The organism is Streptomyces sp. NPDC001108 (assembly GCF_053598535.1).
The window spans coordinates 1-24,923 of record NZ_JBSFKL010000002.1; the positions used below are offsets into that span (position 1 = coordinate 1).

General features: G+C 72.8%; 20 protein-coding genes. 11 read left to right on the forward strand and 9 right to left on the reverse strand.

Features of this window, described 5'->3' with window-relative positions; all coding sequences use genetic code 11:
- The 11 genes from ACWC97_RS04850 to ACWC97_RS04900 form a co-directional block, all read left to right on the forward strand.
- A partial coding sequence (locus tag ACWC97_RS04850; RefSeq protein WP_450647483.1) for an ADP-ribosyltransferase occupies positions 1–1,497 on the forward strand: 1,497 nt, incomplete at its 5' end.
- Positions 1,498–1,511: 14 nt separating this feature from the next.
- Positions 1,512–1,910, forward strand: a complete 399-nt coding sequence (locus ACWC97_RS04855; protein WP_450647485.1) for a hypothetical protein — start codon at positions 1,512–1,514, stop codon at positions 1,908–1,910.
- Between the two features lie 112 nt (positions 1,911–2,022).
- Positions 2,023–2,814, forward strand: a complete 792-nt coding sequence (locus tag ACWC97_RS04860; protein ID WP_450647487.1) for a DUF6508 domain-containing protein — start codon at positions 2,023–2,025, stop codon at positions 2,812–2,814.
- A gap of 260 nt (positions 2,815–3,074) precedes the next feature.
- Positions 3,075–3,329, forward strand: coding sequence for a hypothetical protein (locus ACWC97_RS04865; protein ID WP_277426097.1), 255 nt, complete (start codon positions 3,075–3,077; stop codon positions 3,327–3,329).
- 101 nt (positions 3,330–3,430) lie between these two features.
- Complete coding sequence (gene eccD / locus ACWC97_RS04870) at positions 3,431–4,804, forward strand: type VII secretion integral membrane protein EccD (protein WP_392280740.1); 1,374 nt, start codon at positions 3,431–3,433, stop codon at positions 4,802–4,804.
- 53 nt (positions 4,805–4,857) lie between these two features.
- On the forward strand, positions 4,858–6,234 hold the full coding sequence (locus ACWC97_RS04875) for a MinD/ParA family ATP-binding protein (protein WP_450647489.1): 1,377 nt from the start codon (positions 4,858–4,860) through the stop codon (positions 6,232–6,234).
- Between the two features lie 64 nt (positions 6,235–6,298).
- Positions 6,299–10,270, forward strand: a complete 3,972-nt coding sequence (eccCa, locus tag ACWC97_RS04880) for a type VII secretion protein EccCa (RefSeq protein ID WP_352277331.1) — start codon at positions 6,299–6,301, stop codon at positions 10,268–10,270.
- A 77-nt stretch (positions 10,271–10,347) separates the two neighbouring features.
- Positions 10,348–11,766: a DUF6177 family protein gene (locus ACWC97_RS04885; RefSeq protein ID WP_352277330.1), complete on the forward strand. Its 1,419-nt coding sequence runs from the start codon at positions 10,348–10,350 to the stop codon at positions 11,764–11,766.
- A 664-nt stretch (positions 11,767–12,430) separates the two neighbouring features.
- The gene (locus tag ACWC97_RS04890) at positions 12,431–13,297 is read left to right on the forward strand and encodes a terpene synthase family protein (RefSeq protein ID WP_450647492.1); all 867 of its coding nucleotides are present in this window, start codon (positions 12,431–12,433) and stop codon (positions 13,295–13,297) included.
- A 136-nt stretch (positions 13,298–13,433) separates the two neighbouring features.
- Positions 13,434–14,939: a carboxylesterase/lipase family protein gene (locus tag ACWC97_RS04895; RefSeq protein ID WP_450647494.1), complete on the forward strand. Its 1,506-nt coding sequence runs from the start codon at positions 13,434–13,436 to the stop codon at positions 14,937–14,939.
- 32 nt (positions 14,940–14,971) lie between these two features.
- On the forward strand, positions 14,972–15,610 hold the full coding sequence (locus ACWC97_RS04900) for a GNAT family N-acetyltransferase (protein ID WP_352277327.1): 639 nt from the start codon (positions 14,972–14,974) through the stop codon (positions 15,608–15,610).
- A gap of 28 nt (positions 15,611–15,638) precedes the next feature.
- Here ACWC97_RS04900 and ACWC97_RS04905 read toward each other — a convergent pair whose 3' ends face one another.
- The 9 genes from ACWC97_RS04905 to ACWC97_RS04945 form a co-directional block, all read right to left on the reverse strand.
- On the reverse strand, positions 15,639–16,829 hold the full coding sequence (locus ACWC97_RS04905) for a YVTN family beta-propeller repeat protein (protein ID WP_352277325.1): 1,191 nt from the start codon (positions 16,827–16,829) through the stop codon (positions 15,639–15,641).
- A complete protein-coding gene (locus ACWC97_RS04910) occupies positions 16,829–17,644 on the reverse strand; it encodes a polysaccharide deacetylase family protein (protein WP_352277324.1) in 816 nt (271 codons plus the stop codon). The genes ACWC97_RS04905 and ACWC97_RS04910 overlap by 1 nt, the downstream gene beginning before the upstream one ends.
- Before the next feature lie 379 nt (positions 17,645–18,023).
- Positions 18,024–18,539, reverse strand: a complete 516-nt coding sequence (locus ACWC97_RS04915) for an ATP-binding protein (protein ID WP_352277322.1) — start codon at positions 18,537–18,539, stop codon at positions 18,024–18,026.
- A 250-nt stretch (positions 18,540–18,789) separates the two neighbouring features.
- A complete protein-coding gene (locus tag ACWC97_RS04920) occupies positions 18,790–19,557 on the reverse strand; it encodes an enoyl-CoA hydratase/isomerase family protein (RefSeq protein ID WP_352277321.1) in 768 nt (255 codons plus the stop codon).
- Between the two features lie 188 nt (positions 19,558–19,745).
- A complete protein-coding gene (locus ACWC97_RS04925) occupies positions 19,746–20,987 on the reverse strand; it encodes a L,D-transpeptidase (RefSeq protein ID WP_450647497.1) in 1,242 nt (413 codons plus the stop codon).
- A 220-nt stretch (positions 20,988–21,207) separates the two neighbouring features.
- The gene (locus tag ACWC97_RS04930; RefSeq protein ID WP_450647499.1) at positions 21,208–21,855 is read right to left on the reverse strand and encodes a response regulator; all 648 of its coding nucleotides are present in this window, start codon (positions 21,853–21,855) and stop codon (positions 21,208–21,210) included.
- Positions 21,856–21,874: 19 nt separating this feature from the next.
- Positions 21,875–23,173, reverse strand: coding sequence for a sensor histidine kinase (locus ACWC97_RS04935; protein WP_450647501.1), 1,299 nt, complete (start codon positions 23,171–23,173; stop codon positions 21,875–21,877).
- 32 nt (positions 23,174–23,205) lie between these two features.
- Positions 23,206–23,997 carry an ABC transporter permease gene (locus ACWC97_RS04940; protein WP_392280748.1) on the reverse strand — a complete coding sequence of 264 codons (792 nt, stop codon included), beginning with the start codon at positions 23,995–23,997 and terminating at the stop codon, positions 23,206–23,208.
- A 1-nt stretch (position 23,998) separates the two neighbouring features.
- Positions 23,999–24,916, reverse strand: a complete 918-nt coding sequence (locus tag ACWC97_RS04945; protein ID WP_450647503.1) for an ATP-binding cassette domain-containing protein — start codon at positions 24,914–24,916, stop codon at positions 23,999–24,001.
- Between the last annotated feature and the right edge of the window lie 7 nt (positions 24,917–24,923).

Sequence of the window (24,923 nt, forward strand, 5' to 3'; positions counted from 1 at the left end):
ATCGCCAAGGGCGCCGGCTCCGGACTCTCCAAGATCGGTGACATCACCAAGGGCCTCAAGGGCATCTCCAACATCGAGATCCCCAAACTCCCGGATGGATCGGTGCAGTTGCCCGACGGGCGACTCCTGGAACCGAACGGCAACCTGGTCGCCCCGAACGGCGTGGTCGAGACGACTCCGATCCCGCACGAAACGGTCCCGGGCACCTCGGGCCTGCCGAAGTCCTGGCAGCTCCAGCAGCCCGTCCCGGCGGGCGTGCACGCGGGGCACGGCATCCCCGACATGCCGTCGTACCCGCCCGGCGGCGGATTCGACAACGCCTCGTACGGCCCCGGGAGCCACGTCCCGGGCGGCAATCACGTTCCCGGCGGCGGATTCGACAACGCCTCGTACAGCCCGGGGAACCACGTCCCGGGCGGCGTCACCAGCCACGTCCCCACCGACCACTTCCCCACCGCCCCCGGGCACAACCTGCCGCCGAACGGGTTCCACGCCCCCGGCCACGATCTGCCCGGCACCCCGCACACGCCGGACACCCCGCACGCCACGTCCCACGACGGCCCCGGCGCGCACGGACAGGACGGCCCCTCCGGCGGAGGCCCGCACAACGACGGACCGCACAACGGCGGGCACGACAACGGGCACGGCGGGCACGCGGACGACGCGGCCGGCCACACCGACGACGCGGCGCACACCGGCGACCACGGAACCCCCGGCGGCCACCCCGACCCGCACGGCACCCCCGACGACCTCGTCCACGGCGCCGACGACGCCACCACCCCGCCCGGCGCCCACAACGGCCCGGGCGGCGCGGCGCACGGCGGCGCGGGCGACGACTTCACGTACCGGCCGCATGTGTCGGAAGCCGATTTCGACGCCCTCTCCACCGCCGAGAAGCACCGGGTGGCCGCAGCCGAACTCACGGACGGCACCGTGCCGTTCGCCGACGACTTCGACGCGGTCCAGTACGGCCGGGACTACTGGAACGACTACGTCGACAACCTGGACCCCTCCGCGCAGCAGGCACTGCGCGACTACACGGGCGACTCGTTCCCCTCGTACAAGGACATGAACGGCTACCTGCGGAACGATCCCTACTACGGCCCCAGGCCGGAGGTGCTGCACGACATCGCCGAGATGGACCGGGTGATGTCGACCCGTCCGGTGCCGGAGGACGTCATGGTGGTGCGCGGTACGGGCATCGGACACCTGGACCTCGACTCGCCCCTCGAAATGATGGGCGGCACGTTCGGTGACGAGGGCTATCTGTCCACCTCGCTCGGCAACCATCCCGTGCCCAGCTTCGCGGGGAAGGACGCCATCCTCCACCTGCGCGTCCCGAAGGGGACGCCCGCTCTGTGGCTGGAGAAGGTCAGCCATTACGGCGTGACCGAGCGTGAGATCCTTCTCGGGCGCGGCTCGGAGTACCGGGTGACCCGGGTCTTCGTGGACGAGGCCGGGCAGGCCCAGGTGTACGGCGAGATCCTGCCGAAGTGACAGAGGAAGAGTTCATGACCAGAGAAGAGCGTCCCAATCCTCGCTTCGAGGAAGACATGCAGCTCAAGCGGGTCGCCGGACCTCCCCGCTACAACCGCGTCGCGCAGGGCCCCGTGCAGTACGTGCAGATCGCCGACGATGACGGCGGGGTGATCGGCTACGTGTGGGCCAATGACGAGGACGACGCCGCCGGCTGGGTGACACCGCAGGGGCTGGGGGCCGCCGCGATCAACGCTGGAGCCGCATGGCTCAGGAAGCTCAGGGACGCGAAGGCCCGCGGGATCGCCCCCACCGCCCTGCTCGCCGAGCTGGTCCGGGACACGAGTGACATCCGGGGCAGCGGTGTCGTGCCCGGCTCACGGTCCGAGTCCCCGTCGCTCGCCGAGTTCAAGGAGATGGTGACCGGGGGCTGACGGTCCCGCACCGGACCTCGTGCGGTGGGACCGGCGAAGCAACTCACCGGCCCACAGCCGTCCGACGGCCGGAATGGTCCTGAGCAGGAATCCGAGGCAGGAACGAGTGCGGGTGAACAGGGCTGACGCGGTGCGCTACCGCAGTACGACCGACGGTCCCGTCCGGTACCTCACCGTCGTCGACGACGAGGGCGAGGTCATGGGCTACCCCTGGGGTGCCGACGCGGACGATGCCGCCGGCTGGCTGCTGCGGCCCGCCGGGGACGCGGCCGGGGACCGGGCGGGGCTCGCCTGGGCCTCGTGGTTCGCGGACGCCAAGGCGCGCGGGCTGGCGCCCTCGGCTGCGCTCGCCGGGGCGGCGGGCGGGCCCGCGCCGGGGGACGTCGGCCGGATCGTGCCCGGTCTGCCGGGCGCGGCCCCGTCCCTGGAGGCGCTCAAGGGGCTGACCAGTGCCGTCACCGCGGGCGACGACCGGCGGCTGCTGGCCGGGCTCGACCGGGAGAACGCCGACGCGTGGCGGGAGCTGGCGGCGGCGCACGCCGGGCTCGCGGACGCGGACCGCGAGGTGCGGTGGTCCGGGAGCGGCCGGCAGCCGGACGGCACCCTGCGGATCGGCCACCCGGTCCACGGCACACCCCTGCTGCGGCTGGTCCGCGCGCTGTCCGGGGTCGGCGCCGTGACCCTCTCCTATCTGTGGATGCGCAATCCGCCGCCGGCCGTACCCGCCGGGGGACGGCTCGCTCCGGCCGACGCGGTACGGGCGGCCACGGCCGTGGTGCGCGGGGAGCGGTTCGCCGACGGGACGATCGCGCAGGCGGCGGCGAGCGGTCTGCTCGATGCCGTGGCCGAGTCGTTGTGCGCCTGGTACGAAGCGGTGACGGGCAGCCCGCAGGCTCCTTCCTGACGTGCGCGGAAGGCCGTTCGCGAGGGGTGCCCACGGTTCGGCCCCGGCTGTACCGCCCCTCGCGCATGCTCTATGTTTCAGGAGTCAATCAGGGGGATTCCCGTAGTGTGCCGCCGACCGGACGACCGGGGCCGGCACCGCGTACGACCGAAGCGACGCACGACCGAGGCGACGCACGACCGAGGCAACGGACGACGAGACGAATGGCACGGGATTACGACAGCCAACTCCTGGAGTCGGTGGCGGTACGCCGGCGCAGGATGCGTGACGCGCTGCTGTTCGGCGCGCAACGGGCCCGGCGTACCGCCGACGAGCGGCTGGGAAAGGTGTTCGCAGGGATCGCCATCGCCGCCGTGCTGTGCGCGGGGTGTGTGGGATGGTCCTTCGTCCAGAACATGCTGGAGAAGCAGAAGGCCGAACAGCAGAAGCAGCAGCGTCAGGAACAGCAGTACCAGCAGCCGGCGAAAACGGCGCAACCGGATAAGACCGGGGAATCGACGAAGAATCCCCAATAGGTCGGCAACTCTCCAGAATTCCATGAGGATTTCCCCGTGATCGGGGATCGAAAGGCGCCGGTGGCATCGGCACACGGCGCCCGACTCCTCACAACGTCGCGATGATAGGTTCCCGTAAAGTGGTGAGCACAGCAACGACTTCCCGAGCGCAGCTCAGCCGGGTGACTCTGGTCGGTGAGCGGCGCCGGGCCGATATCGTCCTGCCGTCCGACACCCCGATCGGGCAACTGCTGCCGGACATCCTCCAATTGCTGGACGACCGGGCCGCCGCGCGGCCGATGACCCGGCAGTTGATCACCTCGGACGGCTCCGCGCTCCCGCACGACTCCACGCTGTCCTCGGTGGGCATCGCGGACGGTGCGGTGCTCCGGCTGGTGCGGGCCCACTCCGCTCCCCCGGCGCCGGTCGTGCACGACGTCACCGATCTGGTCGCCGACGACCTCGATCTGCAGACCTGGCGCTGGCGTCCCTCCGCGCGGCGGACGAGCGCGGGTGTCGGGTCGGTGGCCTTCGCGGTGGTCGCCGCGCTGCTCGCCCGGCGCGAGTTCGCCCTGGACGCGCTGACCGGCGTGCTCGCCGTCGTCACGCTCCTCCTGATGGCGGCCGGTGCGCTCATCGCGAAGATCGGGCAGGGCAACCGGGGGCTGGCGACCGCGCTGCTGCTGGGCTCCGGCAGCGTCGGGGTGCTCGCCGCCTGGACCGCCGCGGACGCGTACGACTGGCCGGGGACCGCGCGGCTGGCCGCCGTGGCCGCCGCGCTGGTCCTGACGCTGGTGCTGCTCGGCTACTTCTCCCCGTTGGGCCGGGGCGGGCTCATCGGGGCCGCCGCCATCACCGCGATCACGCTGGTGTGGGAGGCGGTCGCCGCCGTCCAGGACGACCTGGCCCGGCTCGGTGCCGTGATGGCCGTCTTCTCCGTCGTCCTGCTGGGGCTGCTGCCCCGGCTGGCGCTGGCGGCGTCCGGGCTCACCGCGCTCGACGACCGCCGCTCCGCCGGTACTTCCGTCAGCCGCCACCAGGTGGGCAACGCGCTGGCCGCCACCCACCGGGGTCTCGCCCTGGCGACGGTGGTCACCGCAGTCTCCGCGGCGGCCGGTGGCTGGCTGCTCACCCTGGCGGACAAGCCGTCCGTGTGGACCGTGGCGCTGCCCTCGCTGGTGGCGCTGGTGCTGCTCTCCCGGGCGCGGGCCTTCCCGCTGGTCGCCGAGGTCGTGGCGCTCTTCGCCGCCGCGGCCGTCCTGACCGTGCGTCTGGTGGTGCTGTGGACGGAACACGCCGGAGGTGCCGGGCCGCTCGCCCTGCTGGTGGTGGCCTCGGTGCTGCCGTTGCTCGTCCTGGCGGTGCAGCCGCCCGAGCATGTGCAGGTCCGGCTGCGACGGATGGCCGACCTGGTCGAATCCATCGGTGTGGTGGGGCTCTTCCCGCTGGCCGTCGGTGTGTTCGGCGTGTACGGACAGCTGCTCAACAAGTTCTGAGTCGACGCGCAGGTGCTCCGGGCGGGGCAGCGGGGCGCAAGAGAAGGGCCGACATGCCGAACGAAGAAAACTGGCAGGGCGATGTGCTGCGCGCCATGAGGAACGGCGCCGCCCAGGAGAACGCGCGGGGCCCCGAGGCCCAGGGGTACGCGGCTCCCGAGCAGGACCAGGGGTACGCCGCCCCCGCGCAGGGACAGCAGCAGCCCTATGCCGTGCCCGCGCAGCAGCAGGCGTACGGCGTGCCGCAGCAGCAGGCCGAGTACGCGGCACAGCAGGAGCAGTACGCGCAGTACGCCGCACAGCAGGAGCAGTACGCCCAGTACGCCGCACAGCAGGAGCAGTACCAGCAGCACCCCGGGTACCAGGAGCAGCACGTGGTGGCCGCCCCGGTCGTCGCTCAGCCCCCGCACCAGCAACCCCAGCCCCAGGCACAACCCCAGCCCCACCAGCCGCAACCACAACAGCAGCCGCTCGCCGAGTACACCCCCTCCACCCGTGCGCCCCACCGCGCCCCCGACTCCCGGCCCGTGGTGGACCGGGGGCTGGCCGGGGTCGGGCGGAAGGCGCGGCGCGGGGAGCCGTTCGCCGCGCGGGCCGCGCGGGCGCTGCGGGTGAGCGTGTCCTCCTCGGCGGCGCGCGAGGTGGCCCGGACCACCGCCACCGCCGAGACGCTCCAGCAGCCGGTGACCACCGGCCGGCAGATCGCCGTGACGTCCATCCGGGGCGGCGCGGGCAAGACGACGGTGGCCGCCCTGCTGGGCGCCACGTACGCGCACTACCGGCAGGACCCGGTGCTCCTCGTCGAGGCCGACCCGGCGCTCGGCTCGCTGCCACTGCGGCTGGGCGCCGAGTCGCTGCGGTGGACCACCGGCGACCTGGCGGGGATCATCGAGCCGCAGATGTCGCTGCTGGACATCACCGGCTATCTGGTGCAGCTCCCGGGCAACGCCTGGCTGCTGCCCGGCAGTCAGGGCCAGATCGGCGCGATGCTGGACAGCCGGGCGTACGAGCGGGTGATGGTGTCGCTGCGCCGCTACTTCGGCGTCACGGTCGTCGACTGCGAGACGCTGCCCGCCGAGGTCGCCCGGGTCGCGCTCTCCGCCGCGCAGGCCCGGGTGCTGACCGCCCCCGCCACGCTGGAGGGCATCACCAGCACGTACGCGGTCCTGACGTGGATGCAGTCGCTGCCCCGGCAGGTGATCGCCGGGACGGTCGTGGTGCTCAGCGAGCTGGTGCCGCACTCCGGGCTCGACCTCGACCAGGCCGCCCAGAAGCTGACGGCCACCGGTGCGAGCGTCCAGATCCTGCCGTACGACCGGCATCTGGCGGCCGGCGGGGAGATCCGTACCGAGCTGCTGGCGCACACGACGCGGGAGGCGGCCACCCGGCTCGCCGCCGACGTGTTCCGGCTGTCGCAGCAGTACCACTGACCGCCTGGCCGCCGGCCGGCCCGATCCCACCGATGCCCCGCCCGACCCCGAGTGACGGACGACGATGAGTACCCGACTGATCCACCGCCCGGCCCGGACCACCCGGCCGCCGGCCGCCTCCGAGGCGCGCACCATCGAGGCGCCGCCGAACCTGCCCGAGGGCAAGTCGGGCAACATCGCCATGTCGCTGTTGCCCGTCGCCGGGGTGATGTCCTCCGTCGTGATGATGACGGTGGTGCGCAACAGCCAGTTCGCCGGGCTCGGGGCGATCATCCTCGTCGTCACCGTGATCGGCTCCCTCACGCTGGTCTTCTCGCAGCGCGGCAAGGCGCAGCGCACCCGCCGCACCCAGCGCGAGGCGTATCTGGCGTACCTGGAGGACCTGCGCGAGAAGCTGTCCGTCGAGGAGCGCGAGCGGGCCGAGCGGGCCGCCGTCCTCAACCCGCCGCCGCACGCCCTGTACGACATAGTCCGCGACCCGGCCCGGCTCTGGGAGCGGCGCCGGACGGACGGCGACTTCCTGCGGGTGCGGGTCGGCACGGGCGAGATGCCGGTCCGTGACCTGACCGTCGCGCAGCAGGGTTCGTCGGTCCTGTCGCCGCCCGACACCTTCATGCTCAACGAGGCGTCCGCGCTGATGGACCGGTTCCGCACCGGGACCGAGCTCCCGCTGACCGTCCCGCTGGACCGGGTCGGCAACATCAGCGTCATCGGGCCGCGCGAGGACGGGCTGCGCGTCGCGCGCGCCCTGCTCGTGCAGACCGCCGCCACGCACGCCCCGGACGACGTGGCGATGGCGCTCGCGGTGCCGGGCGACCGGCTGGCGGAGTGGGAGTGGGCCAAGTGGATGCCGCATCTGCTGGACCCGGACCAGTTCGACGGGCCGGTCGCCGCCCGGCGGATCGCCCCGTCGGCGCCGCAGCTGGCCCGTCAGATCGGTGCGGAGCTGCGCCGCCGGGCCTCGTACGCGGCGGAGGTGCGGCGCGGGCTGTCCGGCAAGGACGCGCTGGCCATGACCTCCCGGCTGCTCGTCGTGACCGACGGGCACGGCGAGGACGCGGTGGAGCTGCCGCGGCCGGACGACGCGGTCGGGCTGCGCGAGATGGGCGTCACCGTGCTGCACCTGCTGGAGCACCGGGTCCAGGAGCCGGGGCACGTCAGCGTCCGGATCACCGTGGACGGCGACGCGGTCGTCATCGAGGACCTGCGCGAGCAGGAGCCGATCAGCGCGCACGGCACGGTGGACGAGGTGTCCATCCCGTTCGCCGAGGGGTTCGCCCGGATGCTGGCGCCGATGCGGCTGTCCGCGGAGTCGATGGTGGACGCGCCGCTGTCCGGTCCGGTCGACTTCGCGGATCTGCTCGGCATCGACGACGTGGCGCAGCTCGACCTGTCGTACCTGTGGGCGCCGCGCGGCGAACGTGCCTTCCTGCGGGTGCCGATCGGTATCAGCGACTCCCACCAGCCGGTGCTGCTGGACCTGAAGGAGTCCTCCGAGCTGGGCATGGGCCCGCACGGGCTCTGTGTCGGGGCCACCGGTTCCGGCAAGTCGGAGCTGCTGCGCACCCTGGTCCTGGCGCTGGTGGCCACCCATCCGCCGGAGGACCTGGCGCTGGTCCTGGTCGACTACAAGGGCGGTGCGACCTTCGCCCCGTTCGCCGAACTGCCGCACGTGGCCGGGGTGATCACCAACCTGGAGAACCAGGCGGGGCTGGTCGAGCGGGTGCACGCCTCGCTCGCCGGTGAGGTCAAGCGCCGCCAGCAGGTGCTGAAGGACGCGGGGAACGTCGCGGACATCGGCCACTACGCGGCGCTGCGCGCGGAGCGGCGGCCCGATCTGGACCCGCTGCCGCACCTCTTCGTGGTGATCGACGAATTCGGGGAACTCCTCACCGCAAAGCCGGACTTCATCGACCTGTTCCTCTCCATCGGCCGGATCGGCCGCTCCATCGGGGTGCATCTGCTGCTGTCCAGCCAGCGCATCGAGGGCGGCAAGCTCAAGGGCCTGGACACCTATCTGTCGTACCGGCTCGGGCTGCGGACGTTCTCCGCCGACGAGTCGCGGACGGTCCTGGACACCACGGACGCCTTCCATCTGCCGCCGCTGCCCGGTTTCGGCTATCTGAAGGTCGACACCAGCCACTACGAGCGGTTCAAGGCGAGCTATGTCTCCGGCGCGTACCGGGGCCCGGTCCAGCGCGACCAGGAGGAGGACACCGGTCCGCTCGCCCTGGAGTACGAGGCGTTCAACACCCTGGCCGAGCCGGAGCGCGCGGAGGAGGAGCCGAAGGTGCGGCGCCGGGAGACCGGGCCGACCGAGATGGGTGTCGTCGTCGACCAGCTGCGCGAGGCGGCCGGTCCGGTGCGCCGGATCTGGCTGCCGCCGCTGCCGCAGGCCGTCGCCCTGGACCGGGTGGCGGGGCCGCTGGACGTGGGGCCGCGCGGGATGCAGCTGGCGAAGCGGCGCGGCCCGCTCCAGGTGCCGCTCGGGCTGCTCGACGACCCGACCCGGCAGTGGCAGGGCGAGTGGTACCTGGACCTCACGGTGGCGGGCGGCCACGCCGCGGTCATCGGCGGTCCGCAGTCCGGCAAGACGACGCTGCTGCGCACCCTGGCGCTCTCCCTGGCGCTGACCCACACCCCGCAGGAGGTCGGTGTCTACGGGCTCGACCTGGTCGGCGGCGGGCTCCAGGCGGTCTCCGGGCTGCCGCACGTCGGCGGCGTCGCGGGCCGCGCGGACCGGGAACGGGCCGGGCGCACCGTCGAGGAGGTGCGCGGGATGCTCGCGGTCCGCGAGGACCTCTTCCGCGAGCACGGCATCGACTCGGTGGAGCAGCTGCGTTCGCTGCACGCGGCGGGCCGGCTGCCGCAGCTGGCGTCCGCGGAGATCGTGCTGGTCATCGACGGTTTCGGGGCGCTGCGCGACGACTTCGACGAGCTGGACGACGCGGTCGTGGACATCCTCAAGCGCGGGGGCGGCTACGGCATCCACGTGGTGGCGGGCATGCTCCGCTGGAACGACGTGCGCATCGCCACCCAGTCGAACTTCGGCACCCGGGTGGAGCTGCGGCTGAACGACCCGAGCGAGTCGAGCATCGACCGGAAGCTGGCGCAGACCCTGTCGCCGGACGAGCCGGGCCGCATCCTCACCGACGGCAAGCTCTTCGCCCAGGTCGCGCTACCGCGTACGGACGGGCTGGGGGACGCGTCGGACCTGGGCTCGGTGCTGGAGCACACCGCCCGTACCGTCCGGGCCACCTGGAGCGGCGAGGTCGCCCAGCCGGTGCGGGTCCTGCCGCACCTGCTGGAGCCGCGGCTGCTGCCCGGCCCGGTCGCCGAGCCCAAGCGGGTGCCGATCGGCCTGGACCAGACGGCGCTGGCGCCCGCGCTGCTCGACCTGTTCCACCACGACCAGCACCTGTTGATCCTCGGCGACAGCGAGTGTGGCAAGACGAACCTGCTGAAGACCGTGGCGCAGGGGTTGATCGAGCGGTACGGCGAGGAGGAGCTGGTCTTCGCCGTCATGGACCCGCGGCGCGGGCTGCGCGGCGCGATCCCGGAGGAGTTCCGCGGCGGGTACGCGTACAACCCGAAGATGTGCGCCGGGCTGTCCGCCGGGATCGCGACCGAGCTGGAGAAGCGGCTGCCGGACGAGCGGACGGACACCGAGGACCTGGAGCCCGGCAGCTGGGGCAGCGGTCCGCGGATCGTGATCCTGGTCGACGACTACGACGTGCTGACCACGGCCGGGCAGTCGCCGCTGGAGCCGTTCCTGCCGTACATCCCCTCCGCCGTCGACATCGGGCTGCACTTCGTGCTGACCCGGCGGGTGGCGGGTGCCTCGCGCGGCATGTACGACCCGCTGGTGCTGGGGCTGCGCGAGTCGGGGGCGTCGGCGCTCCTGATGGCGGGCGACCGCAGCGAGGGCCAGCTCTTCCCCGGCGTGTACGCGTCCCAGCAGCCGCCGGGGCGCGGGGTGTTCATCCGCAGGGGCCAGCCCCACCGCCTGATCCAGACCGTGTACACCGCGGAGTGACGCACCGGGGGCGGCCCGTATCCCGGGCCGCCCCACCGCGCTTCCGCACCCCGGACGAAGAAGGAACGGCCGACCACATGACCAAGGACGTCATCGCCCTCACCTCGCGCATGCCCGATCCGCTGACGGTGCTCGCCGCACTACTTGCGGGCGGCCCGGACAAGCTGGTGGGGACGGCCGGCGAGGAGGCCGTCGTGCAGCTCTGCGACGACCAGGGCCGGCCGCTGGTCTCGATCGAGGCGCCGCTGCTGGTGCAGGTGGCGGGCGAGGCGGAGCGGCTGCTCGGGGCGACCGCGCCGCCGGTCCCGTTCTGGTGGACGGAGGCGCGGGCGACGACGGGCGTCGCGGAGGCCGAGGCGCTCGCGGGCACCTTCGCGGCCCGGGTGGCGCTGCTGGCGGAGGGGTCCGCCTGGCCGCCGGAGGCCGCCCGTTCCGTCGCTGTGGTGAAGACCGACCAGGTGAGCGTGGCGCCCACGCCCGCCGCCGCGCAGCCCGCCGTCGACGTGCTCACCGACAAGGTGGCCGTCATCATCCAGGACCGTCCGGTGATCGCCATGACGGCCTGGCTGTCGGACGCGTTCCGGGCCGCCGCCAACGCGGAGCTGGGCCTCCAGATCGTCACCTCGCCCGGCACCACCCTCTCCCCCGCGGTCCGCAACAGCCTGAGCGGCTGGCCCTCCCGCTGGGTGGTGCAGGACGAGAAGGACGGCTACTACGACGGTCTGTCCGGCGCCGTACTGCGGTGGCAGAACGGGCTGTTCGCCACCGTCGAGTCGCCCGACGCCACCCCCGACGACCCGCGCACGCCGGTGGCCGACGCCTACCGGCGGATCGTGGACGGCGGCGAGCGGCAGCTGGCGATCTCGTACCGCACGGTCCACCCGGCCGACGACCGGCTGGTGCTGGGCGGGGCCCTGGAGACGGTGTGGCAGGAGCTGACGGGGCAGCCGCCGGCCGGGTGGGGCACCTCCGAACCTGCCAACCTGCCGTGGTCGCTGCGCAGGTTGACCGATGTCGCCTTCGACCGGGCGCCCGAACCGACCTGGTTCGTGGTGGTCGGCTCCCCGGACCGGCCGGGGCTGGCCACGGTGCGGATCAGCCGGACGAAGGCGGGCGTGGAGGAGGACGTCACCCTCGCGTTCGGCTACGGGCGGGACGAGGAACCCCCGGTGGAGGCGTTGGAGAAGGTGGCGGAGGCGCTGGTGACCCGCCATCACCTCCAGTCGATGCTGGTCCAGCTCCGCCGAGCCCGCCGGGACCTGGCGGTGCCACCGCACTTCGAGGGGCCGGGGGTGCCGCTGGCCTTCGTGCTCGGCGCGGAGGAGGTCCGCGAGATGCCGGGCGACCGCGCCCGGCGCACCCCGCTGGCGCAGCCGCCGGTGCAGCTCGGCCCGAAGTCCCGTCCGGCGCTCTACTATCCGTTCCCGGGTGACCCCTCCGACCTGTCGGGCTGGCAGGAGTTCGAGCGGCTGATGCGGCATCTGAAGGGCGCGTGAAGCGGGGCGGCGCGGCCTGAGCGCGCGCACCGCCCCGGGGCCCCGCCTCCGAACGGCCCCGTACCGGACCCACCGGACGGGGCCGTCGCCGTGTCCGTACGCGCGACCCGCGCCCGCGGACGCGGACGTGCCGTCCCGGACCGGGAACGCGACAAGGGCTCAATAGCTGATCAAAAGATGGGCACTTGTTCCCGACGATCAAGCACTTTCGGTCACAAATGCCTTCCCTATGACCGGTACAGGGGGTTGACTAGGTGTGACGCATGGTGATGTCGCCGCCCCGCACCGAGGGCGGACACCACCACGGGCCCCTGGGCCCGGCCCCGACGCCCCCGGCTTCCGGCGAAGGAGAGTGAGCAGGAAGTGTCCGTCCCGTCCCGCACGACGCATCTGGCCCCGCGCCTGCGCCCGCGCCCGGTGGACGCGAACCGCCCGACCCGGGGGACTCACCCGATCGGCGCAATCGAATCCGGCCGGATACCCATGCGCCCGCGCATCCGAACCGTTTTGACGAGGGGTATCAATGAGCCAGATCGCGCTGCCGGATTTTCATATGCCGTTCCCGAGCGCCGGCTGCAATCCAGGGATCGCACGGACCAGGGAGGCCGTGTGGGAATGGGCGGACTCCCATGATCTCTCCCTATCCCCCGCGGCCCGGAAGAAGATGATCCGGACCAGGCCCGAGCTCTGGATCTCCCTGATCTTCCCCACCGCCCCACAGCACCATCTCGACCTCTTCTGCCAGTGGCTCTTCTGGGCGTTCCTCGTCGACGACGAGTTCGACGACGGGCCCGCCGGGCGGGATCCGCGCCTGTGCGAGCCGGCGATCGACCGGCTGGTGGCCGTCCTCGACGGCGAGGAGCCGCGCGGCGCCATGGAGCGGTCCCTGGCCGAGCTGCGGAGCCGGACGTACCGGGACCGCCCGGCGCACTGGATCCGGCAGTTCCGCCGGGACACCGTCTCCTGGCTGTGGACCTATTACGCGGAGGCCGTGGACCGGGCCACCGGGCATGTCCCCAGCCGCGCCGAATACATCACGCACCGCCGGGAGTCGGTGGCCATGCAGCCCTTCCTCGACCTCCACGAGATCACCGCCGGGATCGACCTGCCCGAGTCGGCCCGGAGCCTCCCCTCGTACATCGCGCTGCGCCACGCCGTCACCGACCACTCCGGGCTCTGCAACGACATCTGCTCCTTCGAGAAGGAGGCGCTGCTCGGCTACGGGCACAACGCGGTGGCCCTCATCCAGCGCGAGCGCGGCTGCTCGCTCCAGGAGGCCGTCGACGAGGCGGGCGCCGAGCTCGCCCGGATCGCCCGGCGGGTGCGCAGCGCGGAGCGGGAGCTGTTAGAGGAGATCGGGGCGGCCGGCATCGAGGGGCAGACCCGGACCGCGCTGGAGCGGTGCGCGCGGGACTACCGGGGCCTGGTCCGCGGGGACTTCGACTACCACGCGCGGGCGGAGCGCTACACCCGCCCCGATCTCGTCGAGATCGACGACCGCGAGTCCCTGTCGGAGCACTTCGCGGCCTGATCCGCCGCCCCTTCCCCGGTCCCCCGGCCCGAAAGCGGGTACATATCGGTCATCGGCCCCGATGAGGCGCCGCAGAACCGAAGAGGCGCGAAGGCGCAGGCCCCCGGCGCCTCGGAGCCGAGGAAGGGCTGGCCGCATGGACGCCGTACCCGCCGCGATATCCGCCCCGCCGTCCGGGGCACCGCCCCTGGCCGCCACCACCCACGGGAGGGTGCGCGGCGTCTGGGAACAGGGGGTCGCCGTCTTCCGCGGCATCCCGTACGCCGCCCCGCCGGTCGGCCCCCTGCGGTTCGGGGCGCCCGCGCCGCCCGAGCCGTGGGAGGGGGTGCGGGAGGCCGTGGCGTTCGGGCCGACCGCACCCAAACGGCCGTACGCCCCGCCGCTGGACCGGCTGCTGCCGGACCCCGGGGTGCCGGGCGACGGCTGCCTCAACCTCAATGTGTGGACGCCGTCCCCGGGCCGCGACCGGCTGCCGGTGATCGTCTGGATCCACGGCGGGGCGCTGCTGCACGGCTCCTCCGCCGTGGAGCTGTACGACGGGACGGCGTTCGCCCGGGACGGGGTGGTGCTGGTCTCGGTCAACTACCGGCTCGGTGTGGAGGGTTTCGGGGTGTTCCCGGACGCGCCCGCCAACCGGGGGCTGCTCGACCAGATCGCCGCGCTGACCTGGGTGCGGGAGAACATCGCGGGATTCGGCGGCGATCCCGGCCTGGTGACGGTGTGCGGGGAGTCCGCCGGGGCGGTCAGCATCGGCGCGCTGCTGGCGGCGCCGGGGGCCGGGGGGCTGTTCCGGCGGGCGGTGCTGCAGAGCGGTGCGCCGGGTGCGCTGCCGCCGGGCCGGGCGGCCCGCCGCACCACGGAGCTCATCGCCCGGCGGCTCGGGGTGGCGGCGACGGCCGGGGCGCTGGCCGAGGTCCCTCCGCGTGCCCTGCTGGACGCGCAGACCGCGGTCACCGCGGGCGGCTCCCCGCTGACCGGCGGCCACTCCTTCCAGCTGGTGGTGGACGGCGAACTGCTGCCCCGCGATCCGCTGGCGGCGCTGCTGGACGGCGCCTCGGCCGGCGTCGACCTGCTGATGGGGTCGACCACCGAGGAGTACCGGCTCTGGTTCGTCCCCAGCGGGCTGACCGAACGGATCTCCGCCCTCGGGCTCGGGCTCGCCCGCCGGAGGTTCCGGGTGCCGGGCGCCACCGTGCGCACGTACCGGGCGAACCGGCCGGGGGCCACCCCGGGCGAGCTGCTCGGCGCGCTCGCCACCGACCTGCTGCTGCGGGTCCCGCTGAACCGGCTGGCCGACGCCCGGGCCGGGGCGGCGGGGACCACCCGGCTCTACGAGTTCGGCTGGCCGTCGCCGGTGCTGGGGCTCGGGGCCTGTCACGCGCTGGAGATCGCCTTCGTCTTCGACACCCTGGACCGGCCGGACGCGGTGGCACTGGCCGGGGCCGACGCGCCCCGGGAGCTGGCCGCCGCGATGCACGCCGCGTGGGTGGCGTTCGCCTGCACCGGCGACCCCGGCTGGCCCGCCTGGGACGCCTCACGACCGGTGATGGCCTTCGGCCCCGGCGAACCGCGCCTGGTCCGGGCCCCGCGCGACGACGAGCTGCGCGGCTGGCCCCCGTACCGCCGCTCCCGCACGGGTTAGGGTCGAGGGACGATCGAGAGCGGGGGGTACGGGTGGACGGCGCGCTGGCGCGGATTCTGGCGGACGCGGCACAGGGGCGGTTCCCGCCGGCGGACGGCGGGACGACGGTGGTGCGGCAGCCCGGCGCCCGGGACGCGGGCGTGCTGGCGTTCACCGCGCATTCGGTGGTCTTCCTCGACGAGGACCCCGGCTGGGTGCGCTCCGTGCTGGCCGGCACCCCCGGCGACCCGCTCGCCGCGACGATGAACCCGCACTTCCTGGGTGCCCTGCTGGCCCGTACCGGCCGTCACATGAACACCATCGACCTGCTGACGGTCGCCGGTGCGCTGCCCGGGGAGCCGGAGATCGCGCTGCGGGAGATCGAGGACCCGGAGCACCCGAGGGTGGCGCGGGCGCTGGAGTACCGCGACGGCGTACGGGTCTGGGCGGCCGACGGCGGGGTGGTGGTCCTCGGCCGGGGCGTCGCGGGCCGCTGGGAGACCGCCGTCGAGGTGGACGAGGAGGCACGCGGCCGGGGGCTGGGCGTACGGCTGGCACGGGCGGCCCGGCACCTGGTGCCGGACGCGGTGGTGTGGGCCCAGCAGTCGCCCGGGAACGCCCGCAGTGTGCGGACCTTCCAGGCGGCGGGGTACCGGCCGGTGGGCTCGGAGGCCCTGCTGGTCGCACGGTGAGCGGCCGGCCGGGCCCCGGGCCGCTCCGTCAGCGGAAGACCCCGGTGTGGCCGAGCGAGTACCGGCCGGGCTGCGGGTAGACGGCCAGTCCGTGCGGGCCGCTGCCGACCGGGATGCGGGCGAGCTGTTTGCCGGTGGCGGTGTCGATCGCGTACACCTCGGCGTTGTAACGGCCGCTCAGCCAGAGGACCTTGCCGTCGGCCGACACCCCGCCCATGTCGGGGCTGCCGCCGCCGGGCAGGTGCCACTTCTTCACCAGCTTGCGGCCGGCGAAGTCGAAGACGGAGACGGAGCCCTCGCCCCGGTTGGAGATGTACATCTCCTTGGAGTCGCGGCTGACGTAGAGGCCGTGGGCGCCCTTGCCGGTGGGCAGCAGCTTCGGGGTGGTGAACTTCTTCCCGTCCAGCACCCAGACCCCGTCGGCCATCATGTCCGCGATGTAGAAGGTGCTGCCGTCCGGCGACAGTTTGACGTCCTGCGGCATCGCCCCCTTGAGCGGCAGTTTCTGCTGGGCGACGACCTTCTGCGCGGCGGTGTCGACCTTGAGGAGTTCGCCGGAGAACTCGCAGGAGACGATGAAGTAGCGGCCGTCGGTGGTGAAGTCGGCGTGGTTGACGCCCTCGCAGTCGACCGGGACGGCCTTGACCGTCTTCATGGTGTGGGCGTCGCGGAAGACCAGTTGCTTGTCCATCGAGGCCATCACCACGGCGTACTTGCCGTCCGGGGTGAAGTAGAGGTTGTACGGGTCGGAGACCGGTACGGTGCGGCCGGTCTTCCCGGTGGCCGGGTCGATGGCCGTGAGGCTGTCCCCGAGGTCGTTGTTGACCCAGAGGGTCTTCAGGTCCCAGGACGGCACGACGTGCTGCGGCTGCCGGCCGACCTTGATCGTTCGAATGACCTTGTACGTGGCGGGGTCGATCACGGTCACCGTGTCGGAGTTGGTGTTGGGGACGTAGATCCGGGCCGGGAAGTCCTTGACCACCGGCGAGAGTTCGCCCCGGTCGGCCGAGTAGACGTCCTTGGTGTCGAGCACCGGGGGCATCCCGGGGAGCCCGGGCGGCACGGCCGACCGGTCGTGGGCGGACCCGGTGGGCGGATCGGCGGCCTCGCTGCCGACGGCCTGGACGTTGCTCGGGCCGCCGGAGGCGGTGCAGCCGGTGAGTACGGCCAGCAGCACGCCCCCGAGCAGGGCCGCGGTGCGCTTGGTGGTGGGAGGCATCAGGTCAGCAACTCCGTGGTCGTCACCGCACGCAGTCCGCGGCGGTCGATTTCGGTGAGGAGGAGGGGCAGCGCGGCGACCGTGTCCGCGTAGCCGAAATGCAGGCTCACCACCGATCCGTTGCGGATCTCCCCGGTCACCTTGCGGGTGACGGACGCGGCGCCGGGGGAGGTGAAGTCGAGGGAGTCCACGTCGTACGAGAGGACGTGCGGGTAGCCCGCCCGGGCGGCGAGCCGCTGGACGAGCGGGGTGGCGTCCCGGGCCCGCGAGGGCCGGAACCAGGTGCCGATGGAGCCGGTGAGCCGGCGCAGCCGCCGGGCGCAGTCGTCGATCTCGGCGTACGCCCCGGCCTCGTCCCTCGTGGAGATGTCGATGTGGTGCTGGGTGTGGTTGCCGAGTTCGTGGCCGCCGTCGAGGATGCGCCGGGCCAGCTCGGGGTGTTCGTCGAGCCAGGTGCCGACGGCGAGGACGGTGATCCGGGCGTGGGCGCGTTCGGCCTCGGTGAGCAGGGCGCGGGCGATGGCCGGGTCGCCCTGGCCGTGGAAGGTGAGCGCGACCCGGGGGCGGTCGCGCGGGCCGTGGTCGATCTGGACCGGCAGGCCGGGGAAGCGGCGCGGTCCGGGCGCGGGGTGCGGGGACGGGGAGCGGGCGGCCCCGGCGGGGTTCCCCGGGCTCGCCGGGTCCGCCCGGGGGACGGCCCCGCGGGCGGCGGTGTCATGGTCCGCGCATCCGGCGGCGAGGGCACCGGCGAGGACGGCCCCCGCTCCCGCGCGCAGCGCGCCGCGGCGGGGCACCGGAGTGTCGGAGGCGTTCATGTTCAGCCACGCTAGGCGCGGAACAAGAAGAAGATGACATTATGGGCATATGGGTGAAGCAGAGGAATCATTCACTCAACCCCATAGATATTCATGATTTTGCAGGCAAGTGACCCATGCCACCTACGATTCTTCCGGCGAATGTCCTTCTATGTCCACCAATGGGCTATTTGCACTTTTGGTGGAGAGGTCGCCCGTCTGCCATAGTCGGTACCACGACCGCATGACCCGAGCCCGGTCGTCACCAGCGGCCGTGAACACACCCCCCATTTCACGGTCCCCACACAGCAGCCCCCGCAGCGCCGCACCACGGCGGATCCCGGGGGCTGCGGTGCGTCCGGGGGCGGGTCGCCGGAACCGGGAGGACGCCCCGGCCGGGTCAGCGGTCGGAGATCCGCATCTCGAACCAGGTGGTCTTGCCGCGCGGCAGCAGATCCACGCCCCAGCGGTCGGAGAGCTTGTCGACGAGGAAGAGCCCCCGCCCGCTCACATCCATCTCCTGGACCGGCATCAGACAGGGCAGCCCGCGCGAGGGGTCGCGCACCTCGATCCGGACCCAGCCCCGGCGGCGCATCATCCGCAGCCCGAAGACCCGGGCGCCGGTGTGCCGTACCGCGTTGCCGACCAGCTCGGAGACGAGCAGCACGGCGTACTCGGCGATCTGCGGGGAGAGCGCCCACTGCCGCAGCACCACGCAGGAGGTGAGCCGCCGGGCGGTCGCCGCGGACTCCGGCCGGGACGGCAGCCGGACCTCGCCCTCCGCCGGGTTCCCGAACAACTCCAGCGCCTTGAAAGCCTGTTCGTCCTCGAATACCGGCTTACAGCGCGCCGCTGTCGCACCACTGTGCGGTCGCGGCCGATCCACACCCTCCAGGCCCGCCATGAGCACCATCATGGCCGCAAGACCGTCCCCCCGGGGCCGTTCCGAAGGAATACGCCCCCCGTGCGCAACCCCCCGGTCCAGTCGCCCGACATATTCCTGTGGCATGAAACGGCCAGAAAAAGCCCCCCTGACCTGCACCGACATCACGCCCTGTGCGGACCGGGGGGCCACATGCGGAACCGGTCCCCGAGATGCCCCCGGGACCCGGCCAATCCGCCCGCACGGATGAACCGGCGGCAATCTGTACCCAACTTGCGTTCGGTCAGAGGAATTTGGCCTTGCCCGGTCCCTCCTCGACGAAACTGCGCATTCCGCGCTCCCGGTCCTCGGTGGCGAACAGCCCCGCGAACCAGTTCCGCTCGATGGTGAGCCCGGTGTCGAGGTCGGTCTCCAGGCCGGCGTCGATGGACTCCTTGGCGGCCCGCAGCGCCATGGCCGGGCCCTTCGCCAGCGCGGCGGCCCAGGCGTACGCCTGCTCGTACACCTCGGCGGCGGGCACCACCCGGTCCACCAGACCGATCGTCAGCGCCTCCTCGGCGCGGACGTGACGGCCGGTGAAGATCAGGTCCTTGGCCCGGGAGGGGCCGACCAGCCGGGAGAGGCGCTGGGTGCCGCCAGCGCCGGGGATCAGCCCGAGCAGGATCTCGGGCTGGCCCAGCTTGGCGTTGTCGGCGGCGATCCGGAAGTCGGCGCAGAGCGCCAGCTCGCAGCCGCCGCCCAGGGCGTAGCCGGTGACGGCGGCGACGACGGGCTTGGGAATGCGGGCCACGGCGGTGAAGGAGTCCTGGAGCGCCTTGGACCGTACGACCATCGCCGCGTGGTCCATCACCTGCATCTCCTTGATGTCCGCGCCGGCCGCGAACACCTTCTCGCCGCCGTAGAGGACCACGGCGCGCACGTCCTCGCGCCGGGTCGCCTCCTCGGCGAGCTCGCGCAGCCGGTCCTGGGTGGCGACGTCCAGGGCGTTCATGGGCGGGCGGTCCAGCCGGATCGTGCCGACTCCGTCGCGTACTTCGAGATTCGCTGTCATGGAAGGCAGGTTAACCGCCGCTAACGGGGCTGGGGCCCGTGCGGTCGGTCACACGGCGACGGGCCCGGTGCCGCTCGTCGCGGCGCCGGGCCCGTCGTCGTACCGCCGGTATGCGGCTCCAAGGCCTTTCGTTTCGATCATGCCGGGCTCGCGGGGTCCGGCCTGATCCAAACGAGAGACCTAGCGGGTCACTTGGTCCACTCGGCCCAGGACATGTTCCAGCCGTTGAGGCCGTTGTCCGGCTGGATCGTCTTGTCCTTCGAGTTCTTCACGACCACGACGTCGCCGATGAGCGAGTTGTTGAAGAACCAGGCGGCCGGGGTGTCCTTGCTCCAGGCGCCGCGCACGTCCTGGAGACCGACGCAGCCGTGGCTGGTGTTGGTCGTCCCGAAGATGCCGGAGCCGCCCCAGTAGTTGCCGTGGATGAAGGTACCCGAGGTGGAGAGCCGCATGGCGTGCGGCACGTCCTTGATGTCGTACTCGCCGCCGAAGCCGACGGTGTCACCGTTCATCCGGGTCACCTTGAGCTTCTCGCTGATGACCATCTGACCGTTGTACGTGGTGGTCGCCGGGGCGCCCGCGGAGATCGGGATGTCCTTGATCTGTCGGTCGTCGCGGACGACCTTCATCCGGTGGCTGCTCGCGTCGACCGTGCTGACCTGCTTGCGGCCGATGGTGAAGGAGATCGTCTTGGCCTGCTTGCCGTAGACCCCGGGCCGCCCCTCGACGCCGTCGAGGTTGAGCTTGACGGTCACCTTGGTGCCGGCGGCCCAGTAGTCCTCGGGGCGGAAGTCGAGGCGGTCGTTGCCGAACCAGTGGCCCTCGACCGGGACGGACGGCTCGGCCGTCACCTTGATGGCCTTCTCGACCGCTTCGGGGTCGGTGATGCCGCGGGTGAAGTGGATCGAGACCGGCATGCCGACGCCGACCGTGGAACCGTCCTCCGGGGTGTACTGCCCGATGAAGGTGTTCTGCGGGACGAGCGTGGTGAAGGTGGTGTCCTTCGCCGACTCACGGCCCTTGGAGTCCTTGGCGATCGCGTGGACCTTGTACTTCGTCGCCGCGGCCAGGTGCTGGTCCGGGGCCCAGCTCGCGCCGTCGGCCGCGATCTTCCCCTCGACCTCGGCGCCCTTGGGGTCGGAGACCTTGACCGTGGTCAGCTTCCCCTCCGCGGCCGAGATCTTCAGTGCGCCGCTGGTCGCGACGGACTCGGCGCCGTCCTTGGGCGCCACGGTCACCACGGCCGTCGAGGCGGAGGTGTCCCCCGCCTTGCCGCCGCCCTTCCCGGCGCCGCCCGCCTCGTCCTCCCCGCCGCAGGCCGTCACCATCAGCAGCAACGCACCCGTCATCAGGGCCAGTCCGGCGGTCCGCCGCCTGCCCCGCATGCCGTTCGCCCCGGCCGATGTCCCCGATATCGGCTGCCCGTTCAATGTGGTCTTCTCCCCTCACACGGCCTGGCCCCGCCATGGCCCCGGGAACCTCGGTTCCCTCCCCCGCGCGCTGCATGTGCACGCTCGGTGAAAGATAATCACACCGGCTATCGGGAAATGACCCCGCGCATGTCACCGTTCCGTACCAAGGTGGACACCGGCTCAGGTACCAATCCGGGCCGGGGCGCGGGCCCGCTCCGGGCGCCGTGCGGAGGCCCGGTCAGCCGAGGATGCCCCGGTCGTAGCCGATGGCCACGGCGGCGGCGCGGTCCTTGGCGCCGAGCTTGGCGAAGACATGGGTGAGGTGCGTCTTCACCGTGGCCTCGCTGATGAAGAGTTCGGTGGCGATCTCCCGGTTGGAGGTCCCCTTCGCCACGAGTTCGAGCACCTCGCGCTCGCGCGCCGAGAGGGTTTCGCCGCCCGTCACCGGGGTGCGCACCCGGGAGATCAGCCGGGAGGCGACGGCGGGCGAGAGGACGGTGCGCCCGTCGGCGGCGGCCCGGACGGCGGTGAACAGCTCGTCGCGCGGGGCGTCCTTGAGCAGATAGCCGGTGGCGCCCGCCTCGATCGCGGGCAGGGTGTCGGAGTCGGTGTCGTACGTGGTGAGCACGAGGACCCTGGAGCGGGCTCCGCGCCGGGTCAGCTCGGCGATGGCGGCGACCCCGCCGCCGCCCGGCATCCGGAGGTCCATCAGGACGACGTCCGGGTCGAGCCGGGCCGCCAGCTCGACACCCTCCACCCCGTTCGCCGCCTCGCCGAGGACCTCGAAGCCGGGGGACGAGTCGAACATGCCGCGCAGACCGTCCCGTACGACCGGGTGGTCGTCGACGACGACGAGCGTGATGACGCGTGCGGAATCCTGAACCATGGCAGGACAACCGTACGGGTCAGGCGGCGGTGCGGACCAGGGGGACCCGTGCGCTGACCGCCGTGCCCCGGCCCGGCTCCGTCTCCACCTCCACGGTGCCCGCGACGCGTTCGGCGCGGGCCCGCATCCCGCCGAGCCCGAAACCGCCCGCCCCGCTGTACGGAGGCAGCGCGTCCGGGTCGAAGCCGCACCCGTCGTCCCGTACGTCCAGGGTGAGTTCGTCGTCCATGAACGACAGGGTGACGCCGACCCGGGAGGCGTCTGCGTGGCGGGCGGCGTTGGCGAGGGCCTCCTCGCCGATCCGCAGGAGGGTGGCGGCGATCTCGTCGTGGACCGGTTCGACGGTGCCGGTGACGGTGAACCCGGCCCGGACACCGTGGCGTTCCCCCCATCCGGCGACCGTGCGCTTCAGCGCGCCCGGCAGGTCGTCGTGGGCCAGCGCGGCGGGGACCAGGTCGTGGACCGAGCGGCGGGCCTCGCCGAGGCTGTGCCGGGCGAGGGCGGCGGCCCGGTCCAGATGCGTACGGGCCAGCTCCGGGTCGGTGTCGCCGATCGAGGAGACCACCTGGAGCTGGGCGATGATCCCGGTCAGCCCCTGGGCCAGGGTGTCGTGGATCTCGGCGGCGAGTCTGCGGCGCTCGTCGGCCACACCCGCCTCGCGGGCCTGGACGAGGAGTTGGGCGTGGAGTCCGGCGTTCTCCGCGAGGGCCTGTTCGAGGCGGGCGTTGGCCGACTCCAGATCGGTGATGGTGGTCGCCTGGACCCGGGCGTGGTCGGCCTCCCGGTCGCCGATGTTGGCGAAGGTCATGGTGATGGTGGCGTGCAGGACGAACAGGGCACCGAAGGCGATCCAGTTCATCGTGGAGGCGGGCGGCAGACCGCTGCCGGACTGCGCCGCGGCCAGGATGACGGCGGTGGCCAGCAGCCCGGGGCGCACGGCCCGGCCGGGGAGCAACCGGGCGGCGTCGAAGTACCCGAGGCTCGCGAACACCGAGAAGAACGGATTGCACCAGGTCAGGGCGAAGGCGAGCACGGTACGGACGGTGAAGTAGCAGCGCGCCGCCCATCCCTTGTCGGGTGCCCCCGGCCCGCTCCGGCCCCACCAGAGCAGGAGCGCGAGCGTCACCGGGACCAGCACCGCGGCATTGCGCAGGTCGGCGCGGTTCATCAGGAGCGGGGCGCTCAGGGCGGCCAGGGCGGTGCCCAGGCCGAGCATCCCGTAGGGCCCGTACCGGAAGAACCGGTCCCAGCCCACGTCGGGGCTCTTCCCGCACGCCCGTCCGGCCCGTCCCACCACGGGTGCGTTCCCCTCGTCCATGACGGCAGTCTGCCCGGCCTCCCCGGGTCCGGTCACTCCCAGCGGAAGAGCCGGGTCGCGAGGAAAGCCACCAGGGCCGCCCAGAGCGCGGTCACCCCGAGCTGGGTCAGCTCGGGCCAACTGCCGGAGGCCGCCCGGTTCAGCGCCTCGGAAGCGGCGCCGAACGGGGTGAACCGGACGATGGTGCGCAGGGTGTCGGGCATGCTCTGGACCGGGATCCAGACCCCGGCGGTGAACATCGTGACCAGGTAGACGACCGAGCCGAGCGCGGCGGACGCCTTGGCCGTACGGGCGAGGGCGCAGAGCAGCGAGCCGAGCGCCAGCACGCTCGCCACGGCCAGCAGCAGCGCCACGGCGTACCCGGCCGGCTGTCCGGGCAGCGCGACGCCGAAGCCGATCCGGCCGACCGCCATGGCCAGTACGGCGGAGCCGAGCGCGGCGACGGCGTGCAGCGCGATCTGCGCGGTGAGCAGCGCGGAGGGGCGTACCGGGGTGGTGGACATCCGGCGCAGGATGCCGCGTTCGCGGTAGCCGGTGAGGACGGGCGGCATGGCCTGGAGCCCGGCCATGATCATGCCGAGCAGCACCGCCACCGGTACGTAGAGGTCGATGACGCGCCTGCCGCCGAGGTCGTCGGAGTGCTCCCGGAAGGAGGGGACGAGGCCGAGGATCACCAGGAGCACGCTCGGGAAGACCATGATCCAGAAGAGGCTGCCGGGTTCGCGGAGGAAGAGCCGGGTCTCGGCGCGGAGCACCGCCCGGTGCGCGGAGGCCGGGGCCGGGGCCGAAGGCGCGGTGGCGGGGGCCGGGTTCGCGGTGGTCATCTCAGGCCGCCTGTTCCGTCTGGTCGGTGAGGTCGAGGAAGGCGTCGTCGAGCGTGGCCTCCGAGACGCGGAGCCGCTGGGCGGTGATGCCGTGCCGGGCCAGCAGCGAGATGACCGCGTTGACGGTCGTGTCGTCGCCGCCGATGACGATCCGCTCGCCGCCGTCCTCGCGCCGGACGGAGACCGCGCCGGGCAGGGCGGCCAGGTCGGTGTCGTCGAGCGGCCGCGAGGGGGTGAAGGAGATGACCGTGGAGCCGTCGGCCCGGCCGATCAGCCCGGACGGGGTGTCGAGGGCGACGATCCGGCCCTTGTCGATCACGGCGATCCGGTCGCAGAGCTGCTGGGCCTCCTCCATGAAGTGGGTGACCAGCAGGACGGTGACGCCGCCCGCGCGCACGTCCTCGATCAGCTGCCAGGTGTCCCGGCGGGCCCGCGGGTCCAGCCCGGTGGTCAGCTCGTCGAGGATCACCACCCGGGGGTTGCCGACCAGGGCGAGCGCGATGGACAGCCGCTGCTTCTGTCCGCCGGACAGCTTGGCGAACCGGGTGCCGTACTTGGTGTGCAGGCCGAGCCGTTCGGCGAGCTGCCGCCAGTCGGCGGGGTCCGGGTAGAAGGCGCTGTACAGCTCCAGCGCCTCGGCCACGGTGATCTTGGGCTGGAGCTCGCTCTCCTGGAGCTGGGCGCCGAGCAGCCGGGTGACCCGGGCGCGGTCGGCGGCGGGGTCGAACCCGGCGACCCGGATCGTCCCGGCGTCGGGGGCGCGCAGTCCCCCGACGCACTCCACCGTGGTGGTCTTGCCCGCACCGTTGGGGCCGAGGATCCCGAAGATCTCCCCCTCGTCGACGGCGAAGCTCACGCCGTCGACCACGGTGCGCCCGGCGTACGCCTTGCGCACCCCGTTCGCTTCGATGATTGCCATGGCTCCG

Coding starts and splice junctions, on each gene's coding strand:
- ACWC97_RS04855 (WP_450647485.1), top strand. CDS start 1,512: ATGACCAGAGAAGAGCGTCCCAATCCTCGCTTCGAGGAAGACATGCAG.
- ACWC97_RS04865 (WP_277426097.1), top strand. CDS start 3,075: ATGCGTGACGCGCTGCTGTTCGGCGCGCAACGGGCCCGGCGTACCGCC.
- eccD (WP_392280740.1), top strand. CDS start 3,431: ATGATAGGTTCCCGTAAAGTGGTGAGCACAGCAACGACTTCCCGAGCG.
- ACWC97_RS04875 (WP_450647489.1), top strand. CDS start 4,858: ATGCCGAACGAAGAAAACTGGCAGGGCGATGTGCTGCGCGCCATGAGG.
- eccCa (WP_352277331.1), top strand. CDS start 6,299: ATGAGTACCCGACTGATCCACCGCCCGGCCCGGACCACCCGGCCGCCG.
- ACWC97_RS04885 (WP_352277330.1), top strand. CDS start 10,348: ATGACCAAGGACGTCATCGCCCTCACCTCGCGCATGCCCGATCCGCTG.
- ACWC97_RS04890 (WP_450647492.1), top strand. CDS start 12,431: ATGATCCGGACCAGGCCCGAGCTCTGGATCTCCCTGATCTTCCCCACC.
- ACWC97_RS04895 (WP_450647494.1), top strand. CDS start 13,434: ATGGACGCCGTACCCGCCGCGATATCCGCCCCGCCGTCCGGGGCACCG.
- ACWC97_RS04905 (WP_352277325.1), bottom strand. CDS start 16,829: ATGCCTCCCACCACCAAGCGCACCGCGGCCCTGCTCGGGGGCGTGCTG.
- ACWC97_RS04910 (WP_352277324.1), bottom strand. CDS start 17,644: ATGAACGCCTCCGACACTCCGGTGCCCCGCCGCGGCGCGCTGCGCGCG.
- ACWC97_RS04915 (WP_352277322.1), bottom strand. CDS start 18,539: ATGATGGTGCTCATGGCGGGCCTGGAGGGTGTGGATCGGCCGCGACCG.
- ACWC97_RS04920 (WP_352277321.1), bottom strand. CDS start 19,557: ATGACAGCGAATCTCGAAGTACGCGACGGAGTCGGCACGATCCGGCTG.
- ACWC97_RS04930 (WP_450647499.1), bottom strand. CDS start 21,855: ATGGTTCAGGATTCCGCACGCGTCATCACGCTCGTCGTCGTCGACGAC.
- ACWC97_RS04935 (WP_450647501.1), bottom strand. CDS start 23,173: ATGGACGAGGGGAACGCACCCGTGGTGGGACGGGCCGGACGGGCGTGC.
- ACWC97_RS04940 (WP_392280748.1), bottom strand. CDS start 23,997: ATGACCACCGCGAACCCGGCCCCCGCCACCGCGCCTTCGGCCCCGGCC.
- ACWC97_RS04945 (WP_450647503.1), bottom strand. CDS start 24,916: ATGGCAATCATCGAAGCGAACGGGGTGCGCAAGGCGTACGCCGGGCGC.